Origin of the sequence: Pseudogemmobacter humi (genome assembly GCF_900609055.1) — a bacterium.
GTDB classification, from domain to species: domain Bacteria; phylum Pseudomonadota; class Alphaproteobacteria; order Rhodobacterales; family Rhodobacteraceae; genus Pseudogemmobacter; species Pseudogemmobacter humi.
In genome coordinates this window covers 1-19,473 of record NZ_UXAW01000043.1, presented here as the reverse complement: position 1 = coordinate 19,473, position 19,473 = coordinate 1, and the positions used below count along the sequence as shown (strand labels likewise).

General features: G+C 63.9%; 17 protein-coding genes and 1 tRNA gene. 15 read left to right on the top strand and 3 right to left on the bottom strand.

The annotated features are described in order from the left end of the window. Window positions 1–2 precede the first annotated feature (2 nt). Entirely contained in the window at window positions 3–992 is a 990-nt protein-coding gene (locus XINFAN_RS04130) for an MDR family oxidoreductase (protein WP_124085224.1), read from the top strand. Between the two features lie 165 nt (window positions 993–1,157). Next, a tRNA-Trp gene (locus XINFAN_RS04125) sits at window positions 1,158–1,233 on the top strand. Between the two features lie 56 nt (window positions 1,234–1,289). Here XINFAN_RS04125 and XINFAN_RS04120 read toward each other — a convergent pair. From XINFAN_RS04120 to XINFAN_RS04110, 3 genes are all read right to left on the bottom strand, one after another. Next, the gene (locus XINFAN_RS04120; protein ID WP_124085223.1) at window positions 1,290–1,646 is read right to left on the bottom strand and encodes a site-specific integrase; all 357 of its coding nucleotides are present in this window, start codon (window positions 1,644–1,646) and stop codon (window positions 1,290–1,292) included. Then, window positions 1,615–1,797 carry a hypothetical protein gene (locus XINFAN_RS04115; RefSeq protein ID WP_124085222.1) on the bottom strand — a complete coding sequence of 61 codons (183 nt, stop codon included), beginning with the start codon at window positions 1,795–1,797 and terminating at the stop codon, window positions 1,615–1,617. The genes XINFAN_RS04120 and XINFAN_RS04115 overlap by 32 nt, the downstream gene beginning before the upstream one ends. A 212-nt stretch (window positions 1,798–2,009) precedes the next feature. Continuing rightward, the gene (locus tag XINFAN_RS04110; RefSeq protein WP_124085221.1) at window positions 2,010–2,273 is read right to left on the bottom strand and encodes a hypothetical protein; all 264 of its coding nucleotides are present in this window, start codon (window positions 2,271–2,273) and stop codon (window positions 2,010–2,012) included. A 469-nt stretch (window positions 2,274–2,742) separates the two neighbouring features. On the opposite strand from XINFAN_RS04110, the gene secE reads away from it, so the two are divergent. The 13 genes from secE to XINFAN_RS04045 all read left to right on the top strand — a co-directional run. Then, on the top strand, window positions 2,743–2,937 hold the full coding sequence (secE, locus tag XINFAN_RS04105; protein WP_124085220.1) for a preprotein translocase subunit SecE: 195 nt from the start codon (window positions 2,743–2,745) through the stop codon (window positions 2,935–2,937). A 229-nt stretch (window positions 2,938–3,166) separates the two neighbouring features. After that, window positions 3,167–3,703, top strand: a complete 537-nt coding sequence (gene nusG, locus XINFAN_RS04100) for a transcription termination/antitermination protein NusG (RefSeq protein ID WP_124085219.1) — start codon at window positions 3,167–3,169, stop codon at window positions 3,701–3,703. 114 nt (window positions 3,704–3,817) lie between these two features. After that, the gene (rplK, locus tag XINFAN_RS04095) at window positions 3,818–4,270 is read left to right on the top strand and encodes a 50S ribosomal protein L11 (RefSeq protein ID WP_124085218.1); all 453 of its coding nucleotides are present in this window, start codon (window positions 3,818–3,820) and stop codon (window positions 4,268–4,270) included. 5 nt (window positions 4,271–4,275) lie between these two features. After that, window positions 4,276–4,974 (top strand): 50S ribosomal protein L1, encoded by a 699-nt coding sequence (rplA, locus tag XINFAN_RS04090; RefSeq protein ID WP_124085217.1) that lies wholly within the window; start codon window positions 4,276–4,278, stop codon window positions 4,972–4,974. A gap of 74 nt (window positions 4,975–5,048) precedes the next feature. Continuing rightward, the gene (locus tag XINFAN_RS04085) at window positions 5,049–5,810 is read left to right on the top strand and encodes a glycosyltransferase family 2 protein (protein WP_124085216.1); all 762 of its coding nucleotides are present in this window, start codon (window positions 5,049–5,051) and stop codon (window positions 5,808–5,810) included. A gap of 315 nt (window positions 5,811–6,125) precedes the next feature. Continuing rightward, the gene (rplJ, locus tag XINFAN_RS04080) at window positions 6,126–6,641 is read left to right on the top strand and encodes a 50S ribosomal protein L10 (RefSeq protein WP_124085215.1); all 516 of its coding nucleotides are present in this window, start codon (window positions 6,126–6,128) and stop codon (window positions 6,639–6,641) included. Between the two features lie 80 nt (window positions 6,642–6,721). Beyond that, window positions 6,722–7,099, top strand: coding sequence for a 50S ribosomal protein L7/L12 (gene rplL / locus XINFAN_RS04075; protein WP_124085214.1), 378 nt, complete (start codon window positions 6,722–6,724; stop codon window positions 7,097–7,099). A 247-nt stretch (window positions 7,100–7,346) separates the two neighbouring features. After that, entirely contained in the window at window positions 7,347–11,480 is a 4,134-nt protein-coding gene (gene rpoB, locus XINFAN_RS04070; protein ID WP_124085213.1) for a DNA-directed RNA polymerase subunit beta, read from the top strand. A gap of 87 nt (window positions 11,481–11,567) precedes the next feature. Then, a complete protein-coding gene (gene rpoC / locus XINFAN_RS04065; RefSeq protein ID WP_124085212.1) occupies window positions 11,568–15,806 on the top strand; it encodes a DNA-directed RNA polymerase subunit beta' in 4,239 nt (1,412 codons plus the stop codon). Window positions 15,807–16,316: 510 nt separating this feature from the next. Continuing rightward, window positions 16,317–16,688 carry a 30S ribosomal protein S12 gene (rpsL, locus tag XINFAN_RS04060; RefSeq protein ID WP_124085211.1) on the top strand — a complete coding sequence of 124 codons (372 nt, stop codon included), beginning with the start codon at window positions 16,317–16,319 and terminating at the stop codon, window positions 16,686–16,688. Window positions 16,689–16,708: 20 nt separating this feature from the next. Then, window positions 16,709–17,179, top strand: coding sequence for a 30S ribosomal protein S7 (gene rpsG / locus XINFAN_RS04055; protein WP_124085210.1), 471 nt, complete (start codon window positions 16,709–16,711; stop codon window positions 17,177–17,179). A 9-nt stretch (window positions 17,180–17,188) separates the two neighbouring features. Beyond that, window positions 17,189–19,306, top strand: coding sequence for an elongation factor G (gene fusA / locus XINFAN_RS04050; RefSeq protein ID WP_124085209.1), 2,118 nt, complete (start codon window positions 17,189–17,191; stop codon window positions 19,304–19,306). A gap of 74 nt (window positions 19,307–19,380) precedes the next feature. Then, the coding region (locus tag XINFAN_RS04045; RefSeq protein ID WP_018590913.1) for a GTP-binding protein at window positions 19,381–19,473 on the top strand (93 nt) is incomplete at its 3' end.

The window sequence follows — 19,473 nt, the reverse complement described above, 5'->3', positions numbered from 1 at the left end:
ATATGAGTTTCAAGGCGCTGGTCGTGCGCAAGGACGGCGACACCATCTCGCAGGCGGTCGAGACGCTCGACGACAGCCAGCTTCCGCCCGGCGATGTCACGGTCGAGATCGCTTATTCCACCGTGAATTACAAAGACGGGCTCTGCCTGACCGGGCAGGGCGGCCTCGTGCGCAACTACCCGCATGTGCCGGGGATCGACTTCGCGGGCCGGGTTTCGGCCTCGGACAATCCGCGGTTCAGGCCGGGTGATGAGGTGGTGCTGACCGGCTGGCGCGTGGGCGAGGCCCGCTGGGGCGGCTATGCCACCCGCACCCGGATCGACGGCGATCTGCTGGTGGCGCTGCCCCGGGGCCTGAGCCCGCGCGAGGCGATGGCGGTCGGCACCGCCGGGCTGACCGCGATGCTGGCGATCCAGGCGCTGGAAGACCACGGGCTGAAGCCGGACCAGGGCGAGGTGCTGGTCACCGGCGCCTCGGGCGGGGTCGGCTCGGTCGCGGTCGCGCTGCTGAAGGCCATGGGCTACACGGTGGCCGCGGTGACGGGGCGGCCCGAGAACGAGGATTACCTGCGCCGCCTTGGCGCCGATGTGCTGATCGACCGGGCGGAGATCGCCGAGACCGTCAAGCGCCCGCTGGAGAGCGAACGCTGGGCGGGCTGCGTCGATGCGGTCGGCGGCGCGATGCTGGCGCGGGTGCTGGGGCAGATGAAATACGGTGCCTCGGTCGCGGCGGTGGGGCTGGCCGGGGGGGCCTCGCTGCCCGCCACGGTGGTGCCGTTCCTTCTGCGCGGGGTGAACCTTCTGGGCATCGATTCCGTGATGAAGCCGATCCCGGCGCGCGAAAAGGCCTGGGGCCGGATCGCCGAGGCGATGCCGCGCGATCTGCTGGCAAGCATGATCTCCGAAATCGGGCTGGAGCAGGCGGTGCAGACCGGCAAGGACATCCTGAAAGGCGGGGTGAAGGGCCGCGCCGTGGTCGATGTGAACGCCTGAGAACAGAATGCGACCGGGCCGGGCCGTGTCCCGGGCCGGCCGCCAGCGGCGGGCATGTCCGGTCTGCGTGACACCTGTTCGCCGATACGGGGCGAAAAAGAACCCGGCACGGCAGACGATACACGTTGACGGGCAGAAGGAATAAATCTAATGAGCCCGCACCACAGGGGTATAGCTCAGCTGGTAGAGCGACGGTCTCCAAAACCGTAGGTCGCGGGTTCGAGCCCTGCTGCCCCTGCCAATCGAACCAAAGACTTGCGGTTCAACTCTTCCGACCAGATCAGACCAGTTGAGAGGTCAGTCGGGAGCCTTCGTTCTCTTCCCGTGCTTCTCCAGCTTCTGAACAGCGCTGTCAGCGATCCGCGAATCGCGGCTCAGATGGTGCGCGTGGGGGATTGCCCCCACCTCTTTCAGGCTGTGCCCGGTGATCGTGGCGATCTCTGCCTCCGGGCATCCTGCGACCGCCAGGCGGGTCACCGCGGTGCCGTGCAGGTCGTGGAAGGCCAGCCCGGTGACTTTCGGTGCGGCGACCGCCTTTCGCCACGACGCGCTGAACCCCATGCTGGTCGAGGCGGTGCTGGTGATCGTGGTCAGGATGGTGACTGCCGCCTTCGGGGTGACATCAAGGATTTCCCTCAGCGGCGCCGGTCGCACGGTGGTCGTGGTGCAGCGCGTCCCCGGTCACATCGCAGGCGGTGGCCGAACTGCTGATGGCGGCGATCAGCGTGGTGCTGACCGTCGTTCTGCCGATGATCTCGCTGCGGATCTGGCGCTGGACCGGGGCGCGGATCGAGGAAAAGCACATGAAGGCTGGGCCTATAACGCGGTCACGCGCCGGATGAAGCCGGCCAGCCACGAGGCCTGCGAGGATCGTCTGACCAATCCGCGCCAGCCGGATGGCTGCACGCGCTTGGGCCCCCGGACGATGCGCTGATCCGGCTGGCAGGGCGGTATCTGAAGATCGCAGGGAGGTGACAGGCGGCGCGCCCGAGCAATGACTTCGGGCGCGCGGTGTCCTTACTTCTTCTTGCTTTCCACGACACGGCATTCCTGTCCGCCATGAGCCACGCAGTAAGCGACGGCCCGTTTTTTCGCATCGGCCAGGCTTGAACTGTATTGATATCCACAAGCGTCATTCTTCGCTTTGGCAAAGGCTTTAGGCGCGGGGGCTTCAAGATATTCATCATAGGCGGCGTTACAATCTTCACCCATGTCAGAGGGCCTTGCGTAAGCCATCTCCGCAGAAACCATCATAAAGGCCAGGACAAAGGCGTATTTCATAAATTCAGGCTCCCTCGGTGATCCCCGTGTGTCGGGTTTTCGGGGCAGAATGAGCAGATCTCATCCTGAAGTCCAGCTTATAACTTATGGCTGTTCGTCATGACATCCGGCCCGGGGTATCGCTGGCCGGTCGGGGCGCGAAGTGACGCCGCTGATCCCCTGCGCGCTCTGGCTCAGGCTGGGTGCGGCTGATCGCGGTGACCGATGCGGGGGGCGCCGATGATCCCCTCTCCATCATCATCTGTTCATCCGGCATTCTCCTGAGGCGTCTGGGAACAGATGCGTAATCTTCAGAGCAAGACGGCATGGATGTGAGCTGATGTGGCCGGGAAGGTGCCTGTTGGCACGGGAAGTCTGTCCATGTTTGTGTGTGTGCCGGGGCTGCTTTTCCCTTCCGCTTGAAATCCCCGGCCATCCGCCGTATCTGCTGGCGGTCAGACAGTGACGGATCTCAGACGGACAGGCAGCCATGGCCGGGACCACCAACCCCCTTCAGTTTCTCCAGCAGGTCCGCGGCGAGGTCGCCAAGATCCACTGGCCCAAACGCCGCGAAGTGGTGCTGACCACCATCATGGTGTTCATCCTGGCCGCGCTGACGGCGACCTTCTTCTCGCTGGTGGATCTGGCGATCCGCTGGGGGCTCGGGCTGGTGATCGGCGCCTGATCCGGCCGGCGGCGGGCGATGGCGCGCGCCAGGTTTTGACTTGATCGCCGGGGGGCAAGCCGCTAATCCCCCGGGCAGACAGGACAACCGGCGCGCATCGATTCGGGATGCGCGCTGTTTTTTGTTCGGGAAAGCCCGGCTGTGCCGGACTTTCGGGGCGGCCCCGGGGCTGCCGGAAGTGCAACAGGCGGGGCAAGGGCGCCCGGCGTAAGAAAGTGGAAGCGAGGCCATGGCAAAACGCTGGTATTCGGTGAGCGTCCTCTCGAATTTCGAGAAGAAGGTTGCCGAGCAGATCAGAACGGCCGTGGAAGAAGCCGGCCTTCAGGAAGAGATCGACGAGGTTCTGGTCCCCACCGAAGAGGTGATCGAGGTCCGCCGCGGCAAGAAGGTCACCTCCGAGCGGCGCTTCATGCCGGGCTATGTGCTGGTGCATATGGAGATGACCTCGCGCGGCTATCACCTGATCTCTTCGATCAACCGCGTCACCGGCTTCCTCGGGCCCCAGGGCAAGCCGATGCCGATGCGCGACGCCGAAGTGAACGCCATGCTCAACCGCACCGCCGAAAAGGGCGAGGTCGCGCCGCGCAACCTGATCCGCTTCGACATCGGCGAGCGGGTGAAGGTCACCGACGGCCCGTTCGAGGGCTTCGACGGCATGGTCGAGGAAGTGGACGAATCGACCAGCCGGCTCAAGGTTTCGGTTTCGATCTTCGGGCGCGCGACGCCCGTGGAACTGGAATACACCCAAGTCGTCAAAGGGGGCTGACCCCCTGACCGAGGGTGGATGCGCGCGGGAGGCGAGCGCCTGGTTCACCAGGTGACGGACCGGACCGCTAAACCGCGCCCCGTCAGGGGTGCCGAGTGACAAGGAGAAGGCCAGATGGCCAAGAAGATCATGGGCAGCCTCAAGCTGCAGGTGAAAGCACAACAGGCGAACCCGTCGCCCCCCGTCGGCCCGGCTCTGGGTCAGCGCGGCCTGAACATCATGATGTTCGTCAAGGAATTCAACGCGAAATCGGCTGATTTCGCGCCGGGCACCCCGATCCCGACCATCATCACCTATTACCAGGACAAGTCTTTCAGCATCGAGCTGAAGACGCCGCCGGCCTCGTTCCTCGTGAAGGAAGCCGCGGGTCTGAAGCCGGTGGGCAAGCGCAACCGCACCAAGGGCTCGGACAAGCCCGGCCGCACCGTGGCCGGCACGATCACCGCGGCACAGCTGCGCAAGATCGCCGAGAGCAAGATGAAGGATCTGAACGCCAATTCCGTCGAGGCGGCCATGAAGATCGTGCTTGGCTCGGCCAAGTCCTGCGGCATTGATGTGAAGGGCTGATCACCATGGCAAAACTCGCAAAACGTGTGAAGAAGGCTCAGGAAGCGTTCGCCGGCAAGGAAAACCTGGCCGTGGAAGCTGCTGTCGCCCTGATCAAATCCGCAGCCTCGGCGAAATTCGACGAGACGCTGGAAATCGCGATGAACCTGGGCGTCGACCCGCGTCACGCCGACCAGATGGTCCGCGGCGTGGTGCAACTGCCGAACGGCACCGGCAAGACCGTGCGCGTCGCCGTCTTCGCCCGTGGCGCCAAGGCCGATGAGGCCAAGGCCGCCGGGGCCGAGATCGTCGGTGCCGAAGACCTGCTGGAGAAGATCCAGGGCGGCATGCTCGATTTCGACCGCTGCATCGCCACGCCGGACATGATGCCGCTGGTCGGCCGTCTGGGCAAGGTGCTGGGCCCGCGCAACCTGATGCCGAACCCCAAGGTCGGCACCGTGACCATGGATGTCGGCACCGCGGTGAAGAACGCCAAGGGCGGCGAAGTCCAGTTCAAGGTCGAAAAGGCCGGGGTGATCCATGCCGGGATCGGCAAGGTCTCGTTCAGCGACGAGAAGCTGGCCGAGAACGTCCGCGCCTTTGTCGATGCGGTGACCCGCGCGAAACCGGCGGGCGCCAAGGGCACCTATGTGAAGAAGGTCTCGCTGTCCTCGACCATGGGGCCGGGCGTCTCGCTCGATCTGGCCACCACAGCGGCAGGCTGAGAGCAGTCGTAACCGAATGGCGCCGCCGTTCTCCTGACCGGAGAGCGGCGGCGTCGCCATATCCGGGGGAAGCGATGAAGATCGACGTGATCGTGACCAGCCATGGTCGACCAGAACTGCTGGCCCGCTGCCTCGGATCGTTGATGGTGCAGACGCGCCCACCCACCAGGATTATCCTGTGCAATGACGACGGCGACAGAGAGGTCCGAAGGGTGGCGGCCGAAACGCTGCGCCCGCAGGACGTTTTCCTGTCCGTCCCCCATCTTCGTGGACCCGCCGGGACGCGCAATCTCGGAATCGAGACCACCATGGCGGATTGGTTCGTATTCCTCGATGACGACGACACTTTCGCGCCGGACTATCTGGCCCAGGCCGAGCCGCATCTGGCCGGCTGCACGAATGCCATTCCCTATTGCAACTACCATGTGGTGCGGGAAAGTCATGACGGAGAGGTGCAGAAGGTCGTCCGTCATGGCCTCGGGCGCCACGATCCTGCCCTTCTGCCTCTGCGCAATTTCATCCCGATCGGGGCCTATTTCGTGCCCGCTGCGCTTGGCGATCTGCGTTTCGATCCCTCGCTGAAACAAGTCGAGGACTGGGACTACCTGCTTTCCCTCACTGGCCGGCTGCCGCTGCGGCACTGCAATTTCCAAGGTAGCCGGTATCACAAGCGCGAAGCCGACAAAACAACGCGCAGAAGCAGCGGCGCGCAAGACCGGGAGGAAAGCGTGTTTCGGATCCTGGAGCGGCATCCCTCCGGGGATCCGGCCATCGCCGGGCTGCAACGCAAGCGGATCAAGCGCCTGCGCCGCAGCCTGTCGGAGATCGCCCCTTAGCCGCTGCTCCGGCTTCTTTACCGTTCTGGCTGCCCTCCCGCGGGGAACGACGCCGAAACGGCGAAACCGCTCTTGGCAAATCCTGCGCGCCGTCCTATACGACGCCCCTGTGTCTCAGCCTGCGATTCTCGCGGGCCGGGCACGTCGTCCGAGACGGCGGGTGCCGCAAGGCTTAAGTCCTGCCTGAGATGGGAACTGAGACGAATTCCGGGGCCTTCCCCGGGGCGATCATCTCGGGACCATATCCGGACCCGACCTCCGGGCCTGGCCCGGAGATGAACTGAGCGGGGGAAACCCCAAACTTGGAGTGAAACTGTGGATAGAGCCCAGAAAGAGAAAGTGGTCGGGGAACTCGGCCAGATCTTCGAAAGCTCTGGCGTCGTGGTGGTTGCCCACTACGAAGGCATGACGGTTGCACAGATGCAGGACCTGCGCGCGAAAATGCGCGAAGTGAACGGGTCCGTCCGCGTTGCCAAGAACACGCTCGCCAAGATCGCCCTTGAAGGGAAGCCCTCTGCGAAGATGGGTGACCTGCTTACGGGCATGACCGTGCTTGCCTTCTCGGAAGACCCCGTGGCTGCGGCCAAGGTCTCCGAGGCCTATGCCAAGATCAACGAGAAATTCGTGATCCTGGGCGGGGCTATGGGCGACTCGGTTCTGGACCAGGCCGGTGTCAAAGCCGTCGCAGCCCTGCCGTCGCGCGAAGAGCTTATCGCTCAGATCGTGTCGTGCATCGGTGCGCCCGCTTCGAACATCGCCGGGGCCATTGGCGCGCCTGCCTCGAACATCGCTGGCATCCTGTCGACCATCGAGGACAAAGCCGCGGCCTGAGGCCCGGTGCTGTCCTAATGTTTTTCGTAGGGTTGATCCAATCGTCGTTGGAACCCATCTTAACTGAACGGAACTGAAAAATGGCTGATCTCAAAGCTCTCGCCGAACAAATCGTCGGTCTGACCCTGCTGCAGGCTCAGGAACTGAAAACCATCCTGAAAGAAGAATACGGCATCGAGCCCGCCGCTGGCGGCGCTGTGATGATGGCCGGCCCGGCCGCTGGCCCGGCTGCTGCTGCCGAAGAAGAAAAGACCGAATTCGACGTCGTTCTGGTCGAAGCCGGTGCCAACAAGATCAACGTGATCAAGGAAGTGCGCGGCATCACCGGCCTCGGCCTCGTGGAAGCCAAGAACCTGGTCGAAGCCGGCGGCAAGATCAAGGAAGCCGTGGCCAAGACCGAAGCCGAAGAGCTCAAGAAAAAGCTCGAAGCAGCCGGCGCGAAGGTCGAGCTCAAGTAATCGCCTGTGCGGGTTTTCCCGCAGGTGTGATTTCAGGGCAGGGGGCGGAGAATTCCGCCCCCTGCCGTTCGCGTCCTGAAAGGTGATTTTTCTCAAGATCCCCTCTCCGGGTGCGATGACACGGTTCGGGAGCCGCCTGACGGGACAGGTGGCAGGTATGGAACCGCACATCCCCTCTCGCCAGTTGGCGTGTGCCCGTGCCCCGACGGGACGCGCGCCGGCGAAACGATGAAAGGTGACCACGAGCATGGCGCAAGCTTACGTTGGCCAGAAGCGCATCCGCCGGTATTACGGCAAGATCCGCGAAGTCCTCGAAATGCCGAACCTTATCGAGGTTCAGAAATCCTCTTACGATCTGTTCCTGCAATCGGGTGATTCCGACAGGCCGCAGGACGACGAAGGCATTCAGGGCACGTTCCAGTCGGTTTTCCCGATCAAGGATTTCAACGAGACCGCCGTCCTCGAATTCGTCCGCTACGAGCTGGAAAAGCCGAAATACGACGTCGACGAATGCATGCAGCGCGACCTGACCTATGCCGCGCCGCTGAAGGTCACCCTGCGCCTGATCGTGTTCGATGTCGATGAGACCACCGGCAACCGCTCGGTCAAGGACATCAAGGAGCAGGACGTCTACATGGGCGACATGCCCCTGATGACGCCGAACGGCACCTTCATCGTGAACGGCACCGAGCGGGTGATCGTCAGCCAGATGCACCGCTCGCCGGGCGTGTTCTTCGACCACGACAAGGGCAAGACCCATTCCTCGGGCAAACTGCTGTTCGCCTGCCGCATCATCCCGTATCGCGGCTCGTGGCTGGATTTTGAATTCGACGCCAAGGACATCGTGTTCGCCCGCATCGACCGTCGCCGCAAACTGCCGGTGACGACGCTGCTCTATGCGCTCGGCCTTGATCAGGACGCCATCATGGCGGCCTATTACGACACCGTGACCTTCAGCTATGTGAAGAACAAGGGCTGGGTCACCAGGTTCTTCCCCGAGCGCGTGCGCGGCACCCGCCCGGCTTACGATCTGGTCGATGCCGCCACCGGAGAGGTCATCCTCAAGGCGGGCGAAAAGGTCACGCCGCGGATGGTCAAGAAATGGATGGACGAGGGCGCGGTCACCGAACTGCTGGTCCCGTTCGACCACATCATGGGCCGGTTCGTGGCCCGCGATATCGTCGATGAGGAAAACGGCGCCATCTGGGCCGAGGCCGGCGAAGAGCTGACCTGGGAACTGGACCGCGACGGCGAGGTCAAGGGCGGCACCGTCAAGACGCTGCTCGATCAGGGCATCACCGAGATCCCGACCCTCGACATCGACAACATCAACGTCGGCCCCTACATCCGCAACACCATGGCTGCGGACAAGAACTGGAGCCGCGACACCGCGCTGATGGACATCTATCGCGTGATGCGCCCCGGCGAGCCGCCGACCGTCGAGGCCGCCTCGTCGCTGTTCGACACGCTGTTCTTCGACAAAGAGCGCTATGACCTTTCGGCCGTGGGCCGGGTCAAGATGAACATGCGTCTTGATCTGGACAAGCCCGACACGCAGCGCACGCTCGACCGCGACGACATCATCAGCTGCATCAAGGCGCTGGTGGAGTTGCGCGACGGCAAGGGCGAGATCGACGACATTGACCACCTCGGCAACCGCCGGGTGCGCTCGGTCGGCGAACTGATGGAGAACCAGTATCGCGTCGGCCTTCTGCGGATGGAGCGCGCGATCAAAGAGCGGATGTCCTCGGTCGAGATCGACACGATCATGCCGCAGGATCTGATCAACGCGAAACCCGCGGCCGCCGCGGTGCGCGAGTTCTTCGGCTCCTCGCAGCTGTCGCAGTTCATGGACCAGACCAACCCGCTGTCGGAAGTCACCCACAAGCGCCGTCTCTCGGCTCTTGGGCCGGGCGGTCTGACCCGCGAGCGCGCTGGCTTCGAGGTGCGCGACGTTCACCCGACCCATTACGGCCGGATGTGCCCGATCGAGACGCCGGAAGGCCAGAACATCGGTCTGATCAACTCGCTGGCCACTTTCGCCCGCGTGAACAAATACGGCTTCATCGAGACCCCGTATCGCAAGGTCATCGACGGCAAGGTCACGGATGACGTGGTCTATATGTCGGCGACCGAAGAGATGCGCCACACCGTCGCCCAGGCCAACGCGGCCCAGGACGACGAGGGCCGATTCCAGGACGAGCTGATCTCCAGCCGCAAGGCGGGCGAGTTCATGCTGAACCCGCCGGAAGCCGTCGATCTGATCGACGTGTCGCCCAAGCAGCTGGTCTCGGTCGCGGCCTCGCTGATCCCGTTCCTTGAGAACGACGACGCCAACCGCGCTCTGATGGGCTCGAACATGCAGCGCCAGGCGGTGCCGCTGCTGCAATCCGACGCGCCTTTCGTCGGCACCGGGATCGAGGCCGTCGTGGCCCGCGACTCGGGTGCGGCGATCATGGCGCGCCGCTCGGGCATCATCGACCAGGTGGACGCGCAGCGTATCGTTGTGCGCGCGACCGAGATGCTGGAGCCGGGCGAGCCGGGCGTCGACATCTACCGTCTGCGCAAGTTCAAGCGTTCCAACCAGTCGTCCTGCATCAATCAGCGCCCGCTGGTGAAGGTGGGCGACCGGGTGTCGCGCGGCGAAGTGGTGGCCGACGGCCCCTGCACCGACATGGGCGAACTAGCCCTGGGCCGGAACGTCGTCGTCGCCTTCATGCCCTGGAACGGCTACAACTACGAGGACTCGATCCTGATCTCGGAGCGCATCCTGAAGGATGATGTGTTCACCTCGATCCATATCGAGGAATACGAGGTCGCCGCCCGCGACACCAAGCTGGGGCCGGAAGAGATCACCCGCGATATCCCGAACGTCGGCGAGGAGGCCCTGCGCAACCTCGACGAGGCCGGGATCGTCTATATCGGCGCCGAAGTGCAGCCGGGCGACATTCTCGTGGGCAAGATCACCCCGAAGGGGGAAAGCCCGATGACGCCGGAGGAGAAACTCCTGCGCGCCATCTTCGGCGAAAAGGCATCGGACGTGCGCGACACCTCGCTGCGTCTGCCGCCGGGGGCTTATGGCACCATCGTCGAGGTGCGGGTCTTCAACCGCCATGGCGTGGACAAGGACGAACGCGCGCTGCAAATCGAGCGCGAGGAAGTCGAACGCCTGGCGCGCGACCGCGACGACGAGCTGGCGATCCTGGAGCGCAACATCTATTCGCGTCTCAAGGCGCTTGTCCTGGGGCGTGAGGCGGTCAAGGGGCCGAAAGGCGTCAAGCCTGGCTCGATGATCGACGAGGACCTGCTGGGCACGCTGTCGCGCGGCCAGTGGTGGCAGCTTGCGGTGGCCGAAGAGGCTCAGGCCAAGGAAATCGAGGCGCTGCACGACCAGTATGAGGCCCAGAAGCGCGCCCTGAACGCGCGGTTCGACGACAAGGTGGAAAAAGTCCGCCGCGGCGACGATCTGCCTCCGGGCGTGATGAAGATGGTCAAGGTCTTCGTCGCGGTGAAGCGCAAGCTGCAACCGGGCGACAAGATGGCGGGCCGTCACGGCAACAAGGGCGTCATCTCGAAAGTGGTGCCGGTCGAGGACATGCCGTTCCTCGCCGATGGCACCCCGGTCGATCTGGTGCTCAATCCGCTCGGCGTGCCGTCGCGGATGAACGTGGGGCAGATCCTTGAGACCCATATGGGCTGGGCCGCGCGCGGTCTCGGCCTTCGGATCGACGAGGCGCTTGGCGACTATCGCCGTCACGGCGATCTGACCCCGGTGCGCGAGGCGATGCGCCTGGCTTACGGCGACGAGACCTATGACGAGGCCTTCGGCGAGGCTTCGGACGAGGATCTGATCGAAAGCGCGCGGGCCGTCACCAATGGCGTGCCGATCGCGACCCCGGTGTTCGATGGCGCCAAGGAGGCGGATGTCAACGACGCCCTGCGGCGCGCGGGTTTCGACACCTCGGGCCAGTCGGATGTCTTCGACGGCCGCTCGGGCGAGAAGTTCCAGCGCCGGGTCACGGTGGGCGTGAAATACATGCTCAAGCTGCACCACCTGGTCGATGACAAGCTGCACGCGCGTTCGACCGGGCCGTATTCGCTCGTCACCCAGCAACCGCTTGGGGGTAAAGCGCAGTTCGGCGGTCAGCGTCTCGGGGAGATGGAGGTCTGGGCTCTGGAAGCTTACGGCGCCGCCTATACCCTGCAAGAGATGCTGACGGTGAAGTCGGACGACGTGGCCGGCCGGACCAAGGTCTACGAATCGATCGTCAAGGGCGAGGACAATTTCGAGGCGGGCGTTCCCGAGAGCTTCAACGTGCTCGTGAAGGAAGTCCGCGGCCTCGGCCTGAACATGGAACTCCTGGATGCGGAGGAGGAGTGACCGGAATTTTCAAAAATTCCGGGCCGGTTTCTTCAAAGAAACCGGCTCTCCCCCCTCTGACCGCAGCCTCCTGATTGGGAAGATCAAATGAACCAGGAACTGACGAACAATCCGTTCAACCCGGTTGCGCCGGTGAAGACCTTCGACGAGATCAAGATCTCTCTGGCCAGCCCGGAGCGGATCCTGTCGTGGTCCTATGGCGAGATCAAGAAGCCGGAAACCATCAACTACCGCACCTTCAAGCCCGAGCGCGACGGCCTGTTCTGCGCCCGCATCTTCGGGCCGATCAAGGACTACGAATGCCTCTGCGGCAAATACAAGCGCATGAAGTATCGCGGCGTCGTCTGCGAGAAATGCGGCGTGGAAGTCACGCTGCAAAAGGTGCGCCGCGAGCGGATGGGCCATATCGAACTGGCCGCTCCGGTTGCGCATATCTGGTTCCTGAAATCGCTGCCGTCGCGCATCGGCCTGATGCTGGACATGACGCTGCGCGATCTGGAACGCATCCTCTACTTTGAAAACTATGTCGTTATCGAGCCGGGTCTGACCGATCTGACCTATGGCCAGCTGATGACCGAGGAAGAATTCCTCGACGCGCAGGACCAGTATGGCGCCGACGCCTTCACCGCCAATATCGGCGCCGAGGCGATCCGCGAGATGCTGGCGGCGATCGACCTCGATCAGACCGCCGAGACGCTGCGCGAGGAGCTGAAAGAAGCCACCGGCGAGCTGAAGCCGAAGAAGATCATCAAGCGGCTGAAGATCGTCGAGAGCTTCCTTGAATCGGGCAACCGCCCGGAATGGATGATCCTGACCGTGCTGCCGGTGATCCCGCCGGAACTGCGGCCGCTGGTGCCGCTGGATGGCGGCCGGTTCGCGACCTCGGACCTGAACGACCTCTACCGCCGGGTGATCAACCGCAACAACCGTCTGAAACGGCTGATCGAGTTGCGCGCGCCCGACATCATCGTGCGCAACGAAAAGCGCATGCTGCAAGAGGCGGTGGACGCACTCTTCGACAACGGCCGCCGCGGCCGGGTGATTACGGGCACCAACAAGCGCCCGCTGAAATCGCTGTCGGACATGCTCAAGGGCAAGCAGGGCCGCTTCCGTCAGAACCTTCTCGGCAAGCGCGTCGACTTCTCGGGCCGTTCCGTCATCGTGACCGGGCCCGAGCTGAAGCTGCATCAGTGCGGCCTGCCGAAGAAGATGGCTTTGGAGCTGTTCAAGCCCTTCATCTATTCGCGGCTGGAGGCCAAAGGTCTCTCCAGCACCGTGAAACAGGCGAAGAAGCTGGTCGAGAAAGAGCGCCCCGAGGTCTGGGATATCCTCGATGAGGTGATCCGCGAGCATCCGGTCCTGCTGAACCGCGCGCCGACGCTGCACCGTCTGGGCATCCAGGCGTTCGAGCCGATCCTGATCGAAGGCAAGGCGATCCAGCTTCACCCGCTGGTCTGCTCGGCCTTCAACGCCGACTTCGACGGCGACCAGATGGCGGTTCACGTTCCCCTCTCGCTGGAAGCCCAGCTTGAGGCGCGCGTTCTGATGATGTCGACGAACAACGTGCTGTCGCCCGCCAACGGCGCGCCGATCATCGTTCCGTCGCAGGATATGGTGCTCGGCCTCTATTACGTCACCATGGAACGCAAGGGCATGGTCGGCGAGGGCGGCATCTTCCGCGACATCGACGAGGTGGAACATGCGCTTGCCGCCGGCGAGCTGCATCTGCACGCCAAAATCACCGCCCGCCTGCGTCAGGTGGACGGCGAGGGCAATATCGTCTGGAAGCGTTACGAGACCACGCCCGGCCGTCTGCGGCTTGGCAATCTGCTGCCGCTGAATACGAAAGCGCCCTTCGAGCTGGTCAACCGCCTGCTGCGTAAGAAAGACGTGCAGACCGTCATCGACACCGTCTACCGCTACTGCGGCCAGAAGGAATCGGTGATCTTCTGCGACCAGATCATGGGTCTCGGCTTCCGCGAGGCGTTCAAAGCGGGGATCTCGTTCGGCAAGGACGACATGGTCATCGCCGACAACAAGTGGGATATCGTCAACCAGGTGAAGAACCAGGTCGCCGATTTCGAACAGCAGTATCTCGACGGCCTGATCACCCAGGGCGAGAAATACAACAAGGTCGTGGACGCCTGGTCGAAGTGCAACGACAAGGTGACCGAGTCGATGATGTCCACCATCTCGGCGGTCAAATACGACGAGAACGGCGCCGAGAAAGAGCCGAACTCGGTCTATATGATGGCCCACTCCGGTGCCCGGGGTTCGGTGACGCAGATGAAGCAGCTCGGCGGGATGCGCGGCCTGATGGCCAAGCCGAACGGCGAGATCATCGAGACGCCGATCATCTCGAACTTCAAGGAAGGTCTGACCGTTCTCGAATACTTCAACTCGACCCACGGCGCCCGGAAGGGCCTGTCGGACACCGCGCTGAAGACCGCGAACTCGGGCTATCTGACGCGGCGTCTGGTCGATGTGGCGCAGGATTGCATCATCCGCACCCATGACTGCGGCACCGAGAATGCGATCACCGCTTCGGCCGCCGTCAAGGAGGGCCAGGAGACTGCGCCGCTGTCCGAGCGGGTGCTGGGCCGTGTCGCGGCCGAGGACATCCTGGTGCCGGGCACCGACGAGGTGCTGGTCGCCATGGGCGAGCTGATCGACGAACGCCGGGCCGATCTGATCGGCAAGGCCAACGTCCCCTCGGTCCGCATCCGCAGCCCGCTGACCTGCGAGGCCGAGGAAGGCGTCTGCGCCCAGTGCTACGGACGCGACCTTGCCCGCGGCACCCAGGTGAACATCGGCGAGGCGGTCGGCATCATCGCCGCCCAGTCGATCGGCGAGCCGGGGACGCAGCTGACCATGCGGACCTTCCACATCGGCGGCGTGGCCCAGGGCGGCCAGCAGTCGTTCCTGGAAGCCAGCCAAGAGGGCCGGATCGAGTTCCGCAACGCCAACCTGTTGTCGAACGTGGCGGGCGAGCAGATCGTGGTCGGCCGCAACATGCAGATCGCCATCATCGACGAGACCGGACAGGAGCGCGCGGCCCACAAGCTGACCTATGGCGCGAAACTTCACGTCAAGGACGGCGAGCAGGTCAAGCGCGGCCACAAGCTCTTTGAATGGGACCCCTTCAACCTGCTGATCGTGGCCGAAAAGGCCGGGGTGGCGAAGTTCAAGGATCTCATCGCCGGGATCTCGGTCCGCGAGGACACCGACGATGCCACCGGCATGACCCAGAAGATCGTCAACGACTGGCGCGCGGCTCCGCGCGGCAACGATCTCAAGCCGGAAATCATCGTGGTCGATCCGGCCACGGGCGAGCCGGTGCGCGGCGACAACGGCAATCCGATCACCTATCCGATGTCGGTGGACGCCGTTCTGTCGATCGAGGACGGTCAGGAGCTGCGTCCGGGCGACGTGGTGGCGCGGATCCCGCGTGAGGGCACCAAGACCAAGGACATCACCGGGGGTCTTCCCCGCGTGGCGGAACTGTTCGAGGCGCGCCGTCCGAAGGATCACGCGATCATCGCCGAGGCCGACGGCTATGTCCGTTTCGGCAAGGACTACAAGAACAAGCGCCGCATCACGGTCGAGCCGGTGGACGAGACCCTTCAGCCGATGGAATATATGGTGCCCAAGGGCAAGCATATCCCCGTCCAGGAAGGCGATTTCGTCCAGAAGGGCGACTACATCATGGACGGCAACCCGGCTCCGCACGACATCCTGCGGATCCTGGGGGTCGAGGCGCTTGCGAACTACATGATCGACGAGGTGCAGGACGTCTACCGCCTGCAAGGCGTGAAGATCAACGACAAGCACATCGAGGTGATCGTCCGCCAGATGCTGCAAAAGCTGGAGATCCTCGACTCGGGCGACACGACCCTGCTCAAAGGCGAGCAGGTCGAGCGCCAGGAGCTGGAGGAGGAGAACGTCAAGGCCCGTGGCCGCGGTCTGCGCGAGGCGAAAGCCGAGCCGGTCCTGCTGGGGATCACCAAGGCGTCCTTGCAGACCCGGTCGTTCATCTCGGCGGCGTCGTTCCAGGAAACCACCCGCGTGCTGACCGAGGCTTCGGTCCAGGGCAAGCGCGACAAGCTGGTGGGCCTGAAAGAGAACGTCATCGTCGGCCGTCTGATCCCCGCAGGGACCGGCGGCGCGACCAGCCGCGTGAAGAAGATCGCGGCCGATCGCGACCAGACGGTGATCGAGGCGCGCCGCTCCGAGGCCGAAGAGGCCGCGGCGCTGGCCGCTCCGCTGGAAACCGCCAGCCCCGATCTGAGCGTCTCGCCCATCGACGAGATGGAAAGCCGCGACTGATCGACGGGCTCCGTCCGTAAGAACCGCCCCGCCGGAGAACATCCGGCGGGGCTTTTCAATTCGCCCGCGGCCTGGCCCCCCCCGCCGGACCGCCCGCGGGGAACGACATCGGCGCCGGGCAGATCCCTTGCGCCAGGACGCTGACGGCCGCGGTTTGCCCGGTCAGAGGCGGCCCGGGCGCCGCCACAGCCCTTCACGGGCGCGGGGCCGTTTGAGCGGGCGATATCGCGGCCGTGGCCCGGGGGCGGGGCGCCGGGCGGTGCGGTTGACACCCAGGGCGATTCCCCCTATAGCCCGCACATCCCTGCCGGGGGCATGTCTCGCCCGTGGCCGGGGTTCAGAGAACCTGATCTGGTCATGATCCGGGCCTTGCGCCCCGATCCTCTGGGAAGCCGCCGCGTCCTCCCGCCCGGGATGGATGCGGTTTCGTGCTTTGCGATGCGCGCACTGCACAGTCGAGAAGCGGCGCACCACAAGGCATGGGTGCGAGTATCGAAACGAGGAACGTGAATGCCGACGATTCAGCAGCTTATCCGCAAACCGCGGGAAGCCAAGCCGAGCAAGTCCAAGTCCCAGCACCTGGAATCCTGCCCGCAAAAACGTGGGGTCTGCACCCGCGTCTACACCACCACCCCGAAGAAGCCGAACTCGGCTATGCGGAAAGTCGCCAAAGTGCGCCTGACCAACGGGTTCGAGGTGATCTCCTACATCCCCGGCGAGAAGCACAACCTCCAGGAGCACAGCGTCGTGCTGATCCGCGGCGGCCGTGTGAAAGACCTTCCGGGCGTGCGCTATCACATCCTGCGCGGGGTGCTCGACACCCAGGGCGTCAAAGACCGTCGCCAGCGCCGTTCGAAATACGGCGCCAAGCGTCCGAAGTGATCAGATCGAGGTAGAGAGACATGTCCCGTCGTCACGCCGCAGAGAAGCGCGAAATTCTCCCGGACGCCAAATATGGCGACCGCGTTCTGACCAAATTCATGAACAACCTGATGCTCGACGGCAAGAAATCCGTCGCCGAGTCCATCGTCTACGGCGCGCTGACCCGCGTCGAGGCCAGGCTGAAGCGCGCTCCGATCGAGGCTTTCCACGAAGCCCTCGACAATGTGAAGCCTTCGGTTGAGGTCCGTAGCCGCCGCGTCGGCGGTGCGACCTACCAGGTTCCGGTCGAAGTCCGCACCGAGCGCCGCGAGGCCCTCGCCATCCGCTGGCTGATCACCGCCGCCCGCAAGCGCAACGAAAACACCATGGAAGAGCGCCTGGCCGCCGAACTGTCGGATGCCGTCAACGGTCGCGGCACTGCGGTGAAGAAGCGCGAAGACACCCACAAGATGGCCGACGCCAATAAAGCGTTCAGCCATTACCGCTGGTAAGAGGGTAATATGGCACGCGAATATCCGCTCGATCTGTATCGCAACTTCGGCATCATGGCCCACATCGATGCCGGCAAGACCACGACGACCGAGCGCATCCTTTTCTACACCGGCAAGAACCACAAAATGGGCGAGACGCATGACGGCGCCTCGACCATGGACTGGATGGAGCAGGAGCAGGAGCGGGGGATCACCATCACCTCGGCTGCGACCACCACCTTCTGGGAAAAGACCTACGACGGCACCGCTCCGACCTCGCCGAAGCACCGTTTCAACATCATCGACACCCCCGGCCACGTCGACTTCACCATCGAGGTGGAGCGTTCGCTGGCGGTGCTCGACGGTGCGGTCTGTCTGCTGGACGGCAACGCCGGTGTTGAACCCCAGACGGAAACCGTCTGGCGTCAGGCCGACCGCTACAAGGTGCCGCGCATCGTGTTCGTCAACAAGATGGACAAGATCGGCGCCGACTTCCAGAAATGCCTCGACATGATCAAGGACCGCACCGGCGCGACCCCCGCTCCGATCGCGTTCCCGATCGGCGCCGAGGACAAGCTGGAAGGCATCGTCGATCTGGTCACGATGGAAGAATGGGTCTGGGAAGGCGACGATGTCGGCGCTTCCTGGGTTCACCGTCCGATCCGTGACGAACTGAAGGACGAGGCGGAAACCCGCCGCGCCACCCTGGTCGAGCTTGCCGTCGAGCAGGACGACGCGGCGATGGAAGCCTATCTGGAAGGCAACGAGCCCGACCAGGACACGCTGCGCGCGCTGATCCGCAAGGGCACGCTCGCCATGGCCTTCGTGCCGGTTCTGGGCGGTTCCGCCTTCAAGAACAAAGGCGTGCAGGCGCTGCTGAACGCGGTGGTGGACTATCTGCCCTGCCCGCTGGACGTGCCGCCCTACCTGGGCTTCGCCCCGGGTGACGAGACCGAGACCCGCAACATCGAGCGCAAGCCCGACGACGCCGATCCGTTCTCGGCTCTGGCGTTCAAGATCATGAACGACCCCTTCGTCGGCTCGCTGACCTTCACCCGGATCTATTCCGGCGTGATGAAGAAGGGCGACCAGCTCATGAATGCCACCAAAGGCAAGAAAGAGCGCGTCGGCCGGATGATGATGATGCACGCCATCCAGCGTGAGGAAATCGACGAGGCTTTCGCAGGCGACATCATCGCTCTGGCCGGTCTGAAAGAGACCACCACCGGCGACACGCTCTGCGATCCGGCGAAGCCCGTGGTCCTTGAGACCATGACCTTCCCCGAGCCGGTGATCGAGATCGCCGTCGAGCCGAAGTCGAAGGCCGACCAGGAGAAGATGGGCATCGCGCTGGCACGTCTGGCGGCCGAGGATCCCTCGTTCCGGGTCGAGACCAACTTCGAGTCGGGTCAGACCATCATGAAGGGCATGGGCGAACTTCACCTCGACATCCTCGTGGACCGTATGCGCCGCGAGTTCAAAGTCGAGGCGAATATCGGTGCCCCGCAGGTGGCGTATCGCGAGACCATCTCGCGCGAGGCCGAGATCGACTATACCCACAAGAAGCAGACCGGCGGCACGGGCCAGTTCGCCCGTATCAAGCTGATCATCACGCCGACCGAGCCGGGCGAGGGCTACTCGTTCGAATCGAAGATCGTCGGCGGCGCGGTGCCGAAGGAATATATCCCCGGCGTCGAAAAGGGCATCAAGTCGGTGATGGACTCGGGTCCGCTGGCGGGCTTCCCGGTGATCGACTTCAAGGTCGCGCTGATCGACGGCGCCTTCCACGACGTCGACTCCTCGGTGCTGGCCTTCGAGATCGCCGCCCGGGCCGGGATGCGCGAGGGCCTGAAGAAGGCCGGCGCGAAACTGCTGGAGCCGATCATGAAGGTCGAAGTGGTGACCCCGGAGGAATATACCGGCGGCATCATCGGCGACCTGACCAGCCGTCGCGGCATGGTGCAGGGCCAGGATACCCGCGGCAACGCCAATGTGATCAACGCGATGGTCCCGCTGGCCAATATGTTCGGCTACATCAACAACCTCCGCTCGATGTCCTCGGGCCGCGCGGTGTTCACGATGCAGTTCGACCATTACGACGCCGTGCCGGAGAACCTGTCGCAGGAAATCCAGAAGAAATACGCCTGATCTGGCGGTGGGCGGAAACGCCCACCTTCCCCCACCGCGGCCGCATTGCGGCGATGAATTAAGGAGTTGCCACGATGGCAAAGGCAAAGTTTGAACGGAATAAACCGCACGTCAACATCGGGACGATCGGTCACGTTGACCACGGCAAGACGACTCTGACGGCTGCG

Excerpts from the sequence above, each read along its gene's own strand:
- XINFAN_RS04130 (WP_124085224.1), top strand. The coding sequence starts at position 3 with ATGAGTTTCAAGGCGCTGGTCGTGCGCAAGGACGGCGACACCATCTCG.
- rpoC (WP_124085212.1), top strand. The coding sequence starts at position 11,568 with ATGAACCAGGAACTGACGAACAATCCGTTCAACCCGGTTGCGCCGGTG.
- rpsG (WP_124085210.1), top strand. The coding sequence starts at position 16,709 with ATGTCCCGTCGTCACGCCGCAGAGAAGCGCGAAATTCTCCCGGACGCC.
- rplA (WP_124085217.1), top strand. The coding sequence starts at position 4,276 with ATGGCAAAACTCGCAAAACGTGTGAAGAAGGCTCAGGAAGCGTTCGCC.
- rpsL (WP_124085211.1), top strand. The coding sequence starts at position 16,317 with ATGCCGACGATTCAGCAGCTTATCCGCAAACCGCGGGAAGCCAAGCCG.
- rpoB (WP_124085213.1), top strand. The coding sequence starts at position 7,347 with ATGGCGCAAGCTTACGTTGGCCAGAAGCGCATCCGCCGGTATTACGGC.
- nusG (WP_124085219.1), top strand. The coding sequence starts at position 3,167 with ATGGCAAAACGCTGGTATTCGGTGAGCGTCCTCTCGAATTTCGAGAAG.
- XINFAN_RS04085 (WP_124085216.1), top strand. The coding sequence starts at position 5,049 with ATGAAGATCGACGTGATCGTGACCAGCCATGGTCGACCAGAACTGCTG.
- XINFAN_RS04110 (WP_124085221.1), bottom strand. The coding sequence starts at position 2,273 with ATGAAATACGCCTTTGTCCTGGCCTTTATGATGGTTTCTGCGGAGATG.
- secE (WP_124085220.1), top strand. The coding sequence starts at position 2,743 with ATGGCCGGGACCACCAACCCCCTTCAGTTTCTCCAGCAGGTCCGCGGC.
- XINFAN_RS04115 (WP_124085222.1), bottom strand. The coding sequence starts at position 1,797 with ATGTGCTTTTCCTCGATCCGCGCCCCGGTCCAGCGCCAGATCCGCAGC.
- rplK (WP_124085218.1), top strand. The coding sequence starts at position 3,818 with ATGGCCAAGAAGATCATGGGCAGCCTCAAGCTGCAGGTGAAAGCACAA.
- fusA (WP_124085209.1), top strand. The coding sequence starts at position 17,189 with ATGGCACGCGAATATCCGCTCGATCTGTATCGCAACTTCGGCATCATG.
- rplL (WP_124085214.1), top strand. The coding sequence starts at position 6,722 with ATGGCTGATCTCAAAGCTCTCGCCGAACAAATCGTCGGTCTGACCCTG.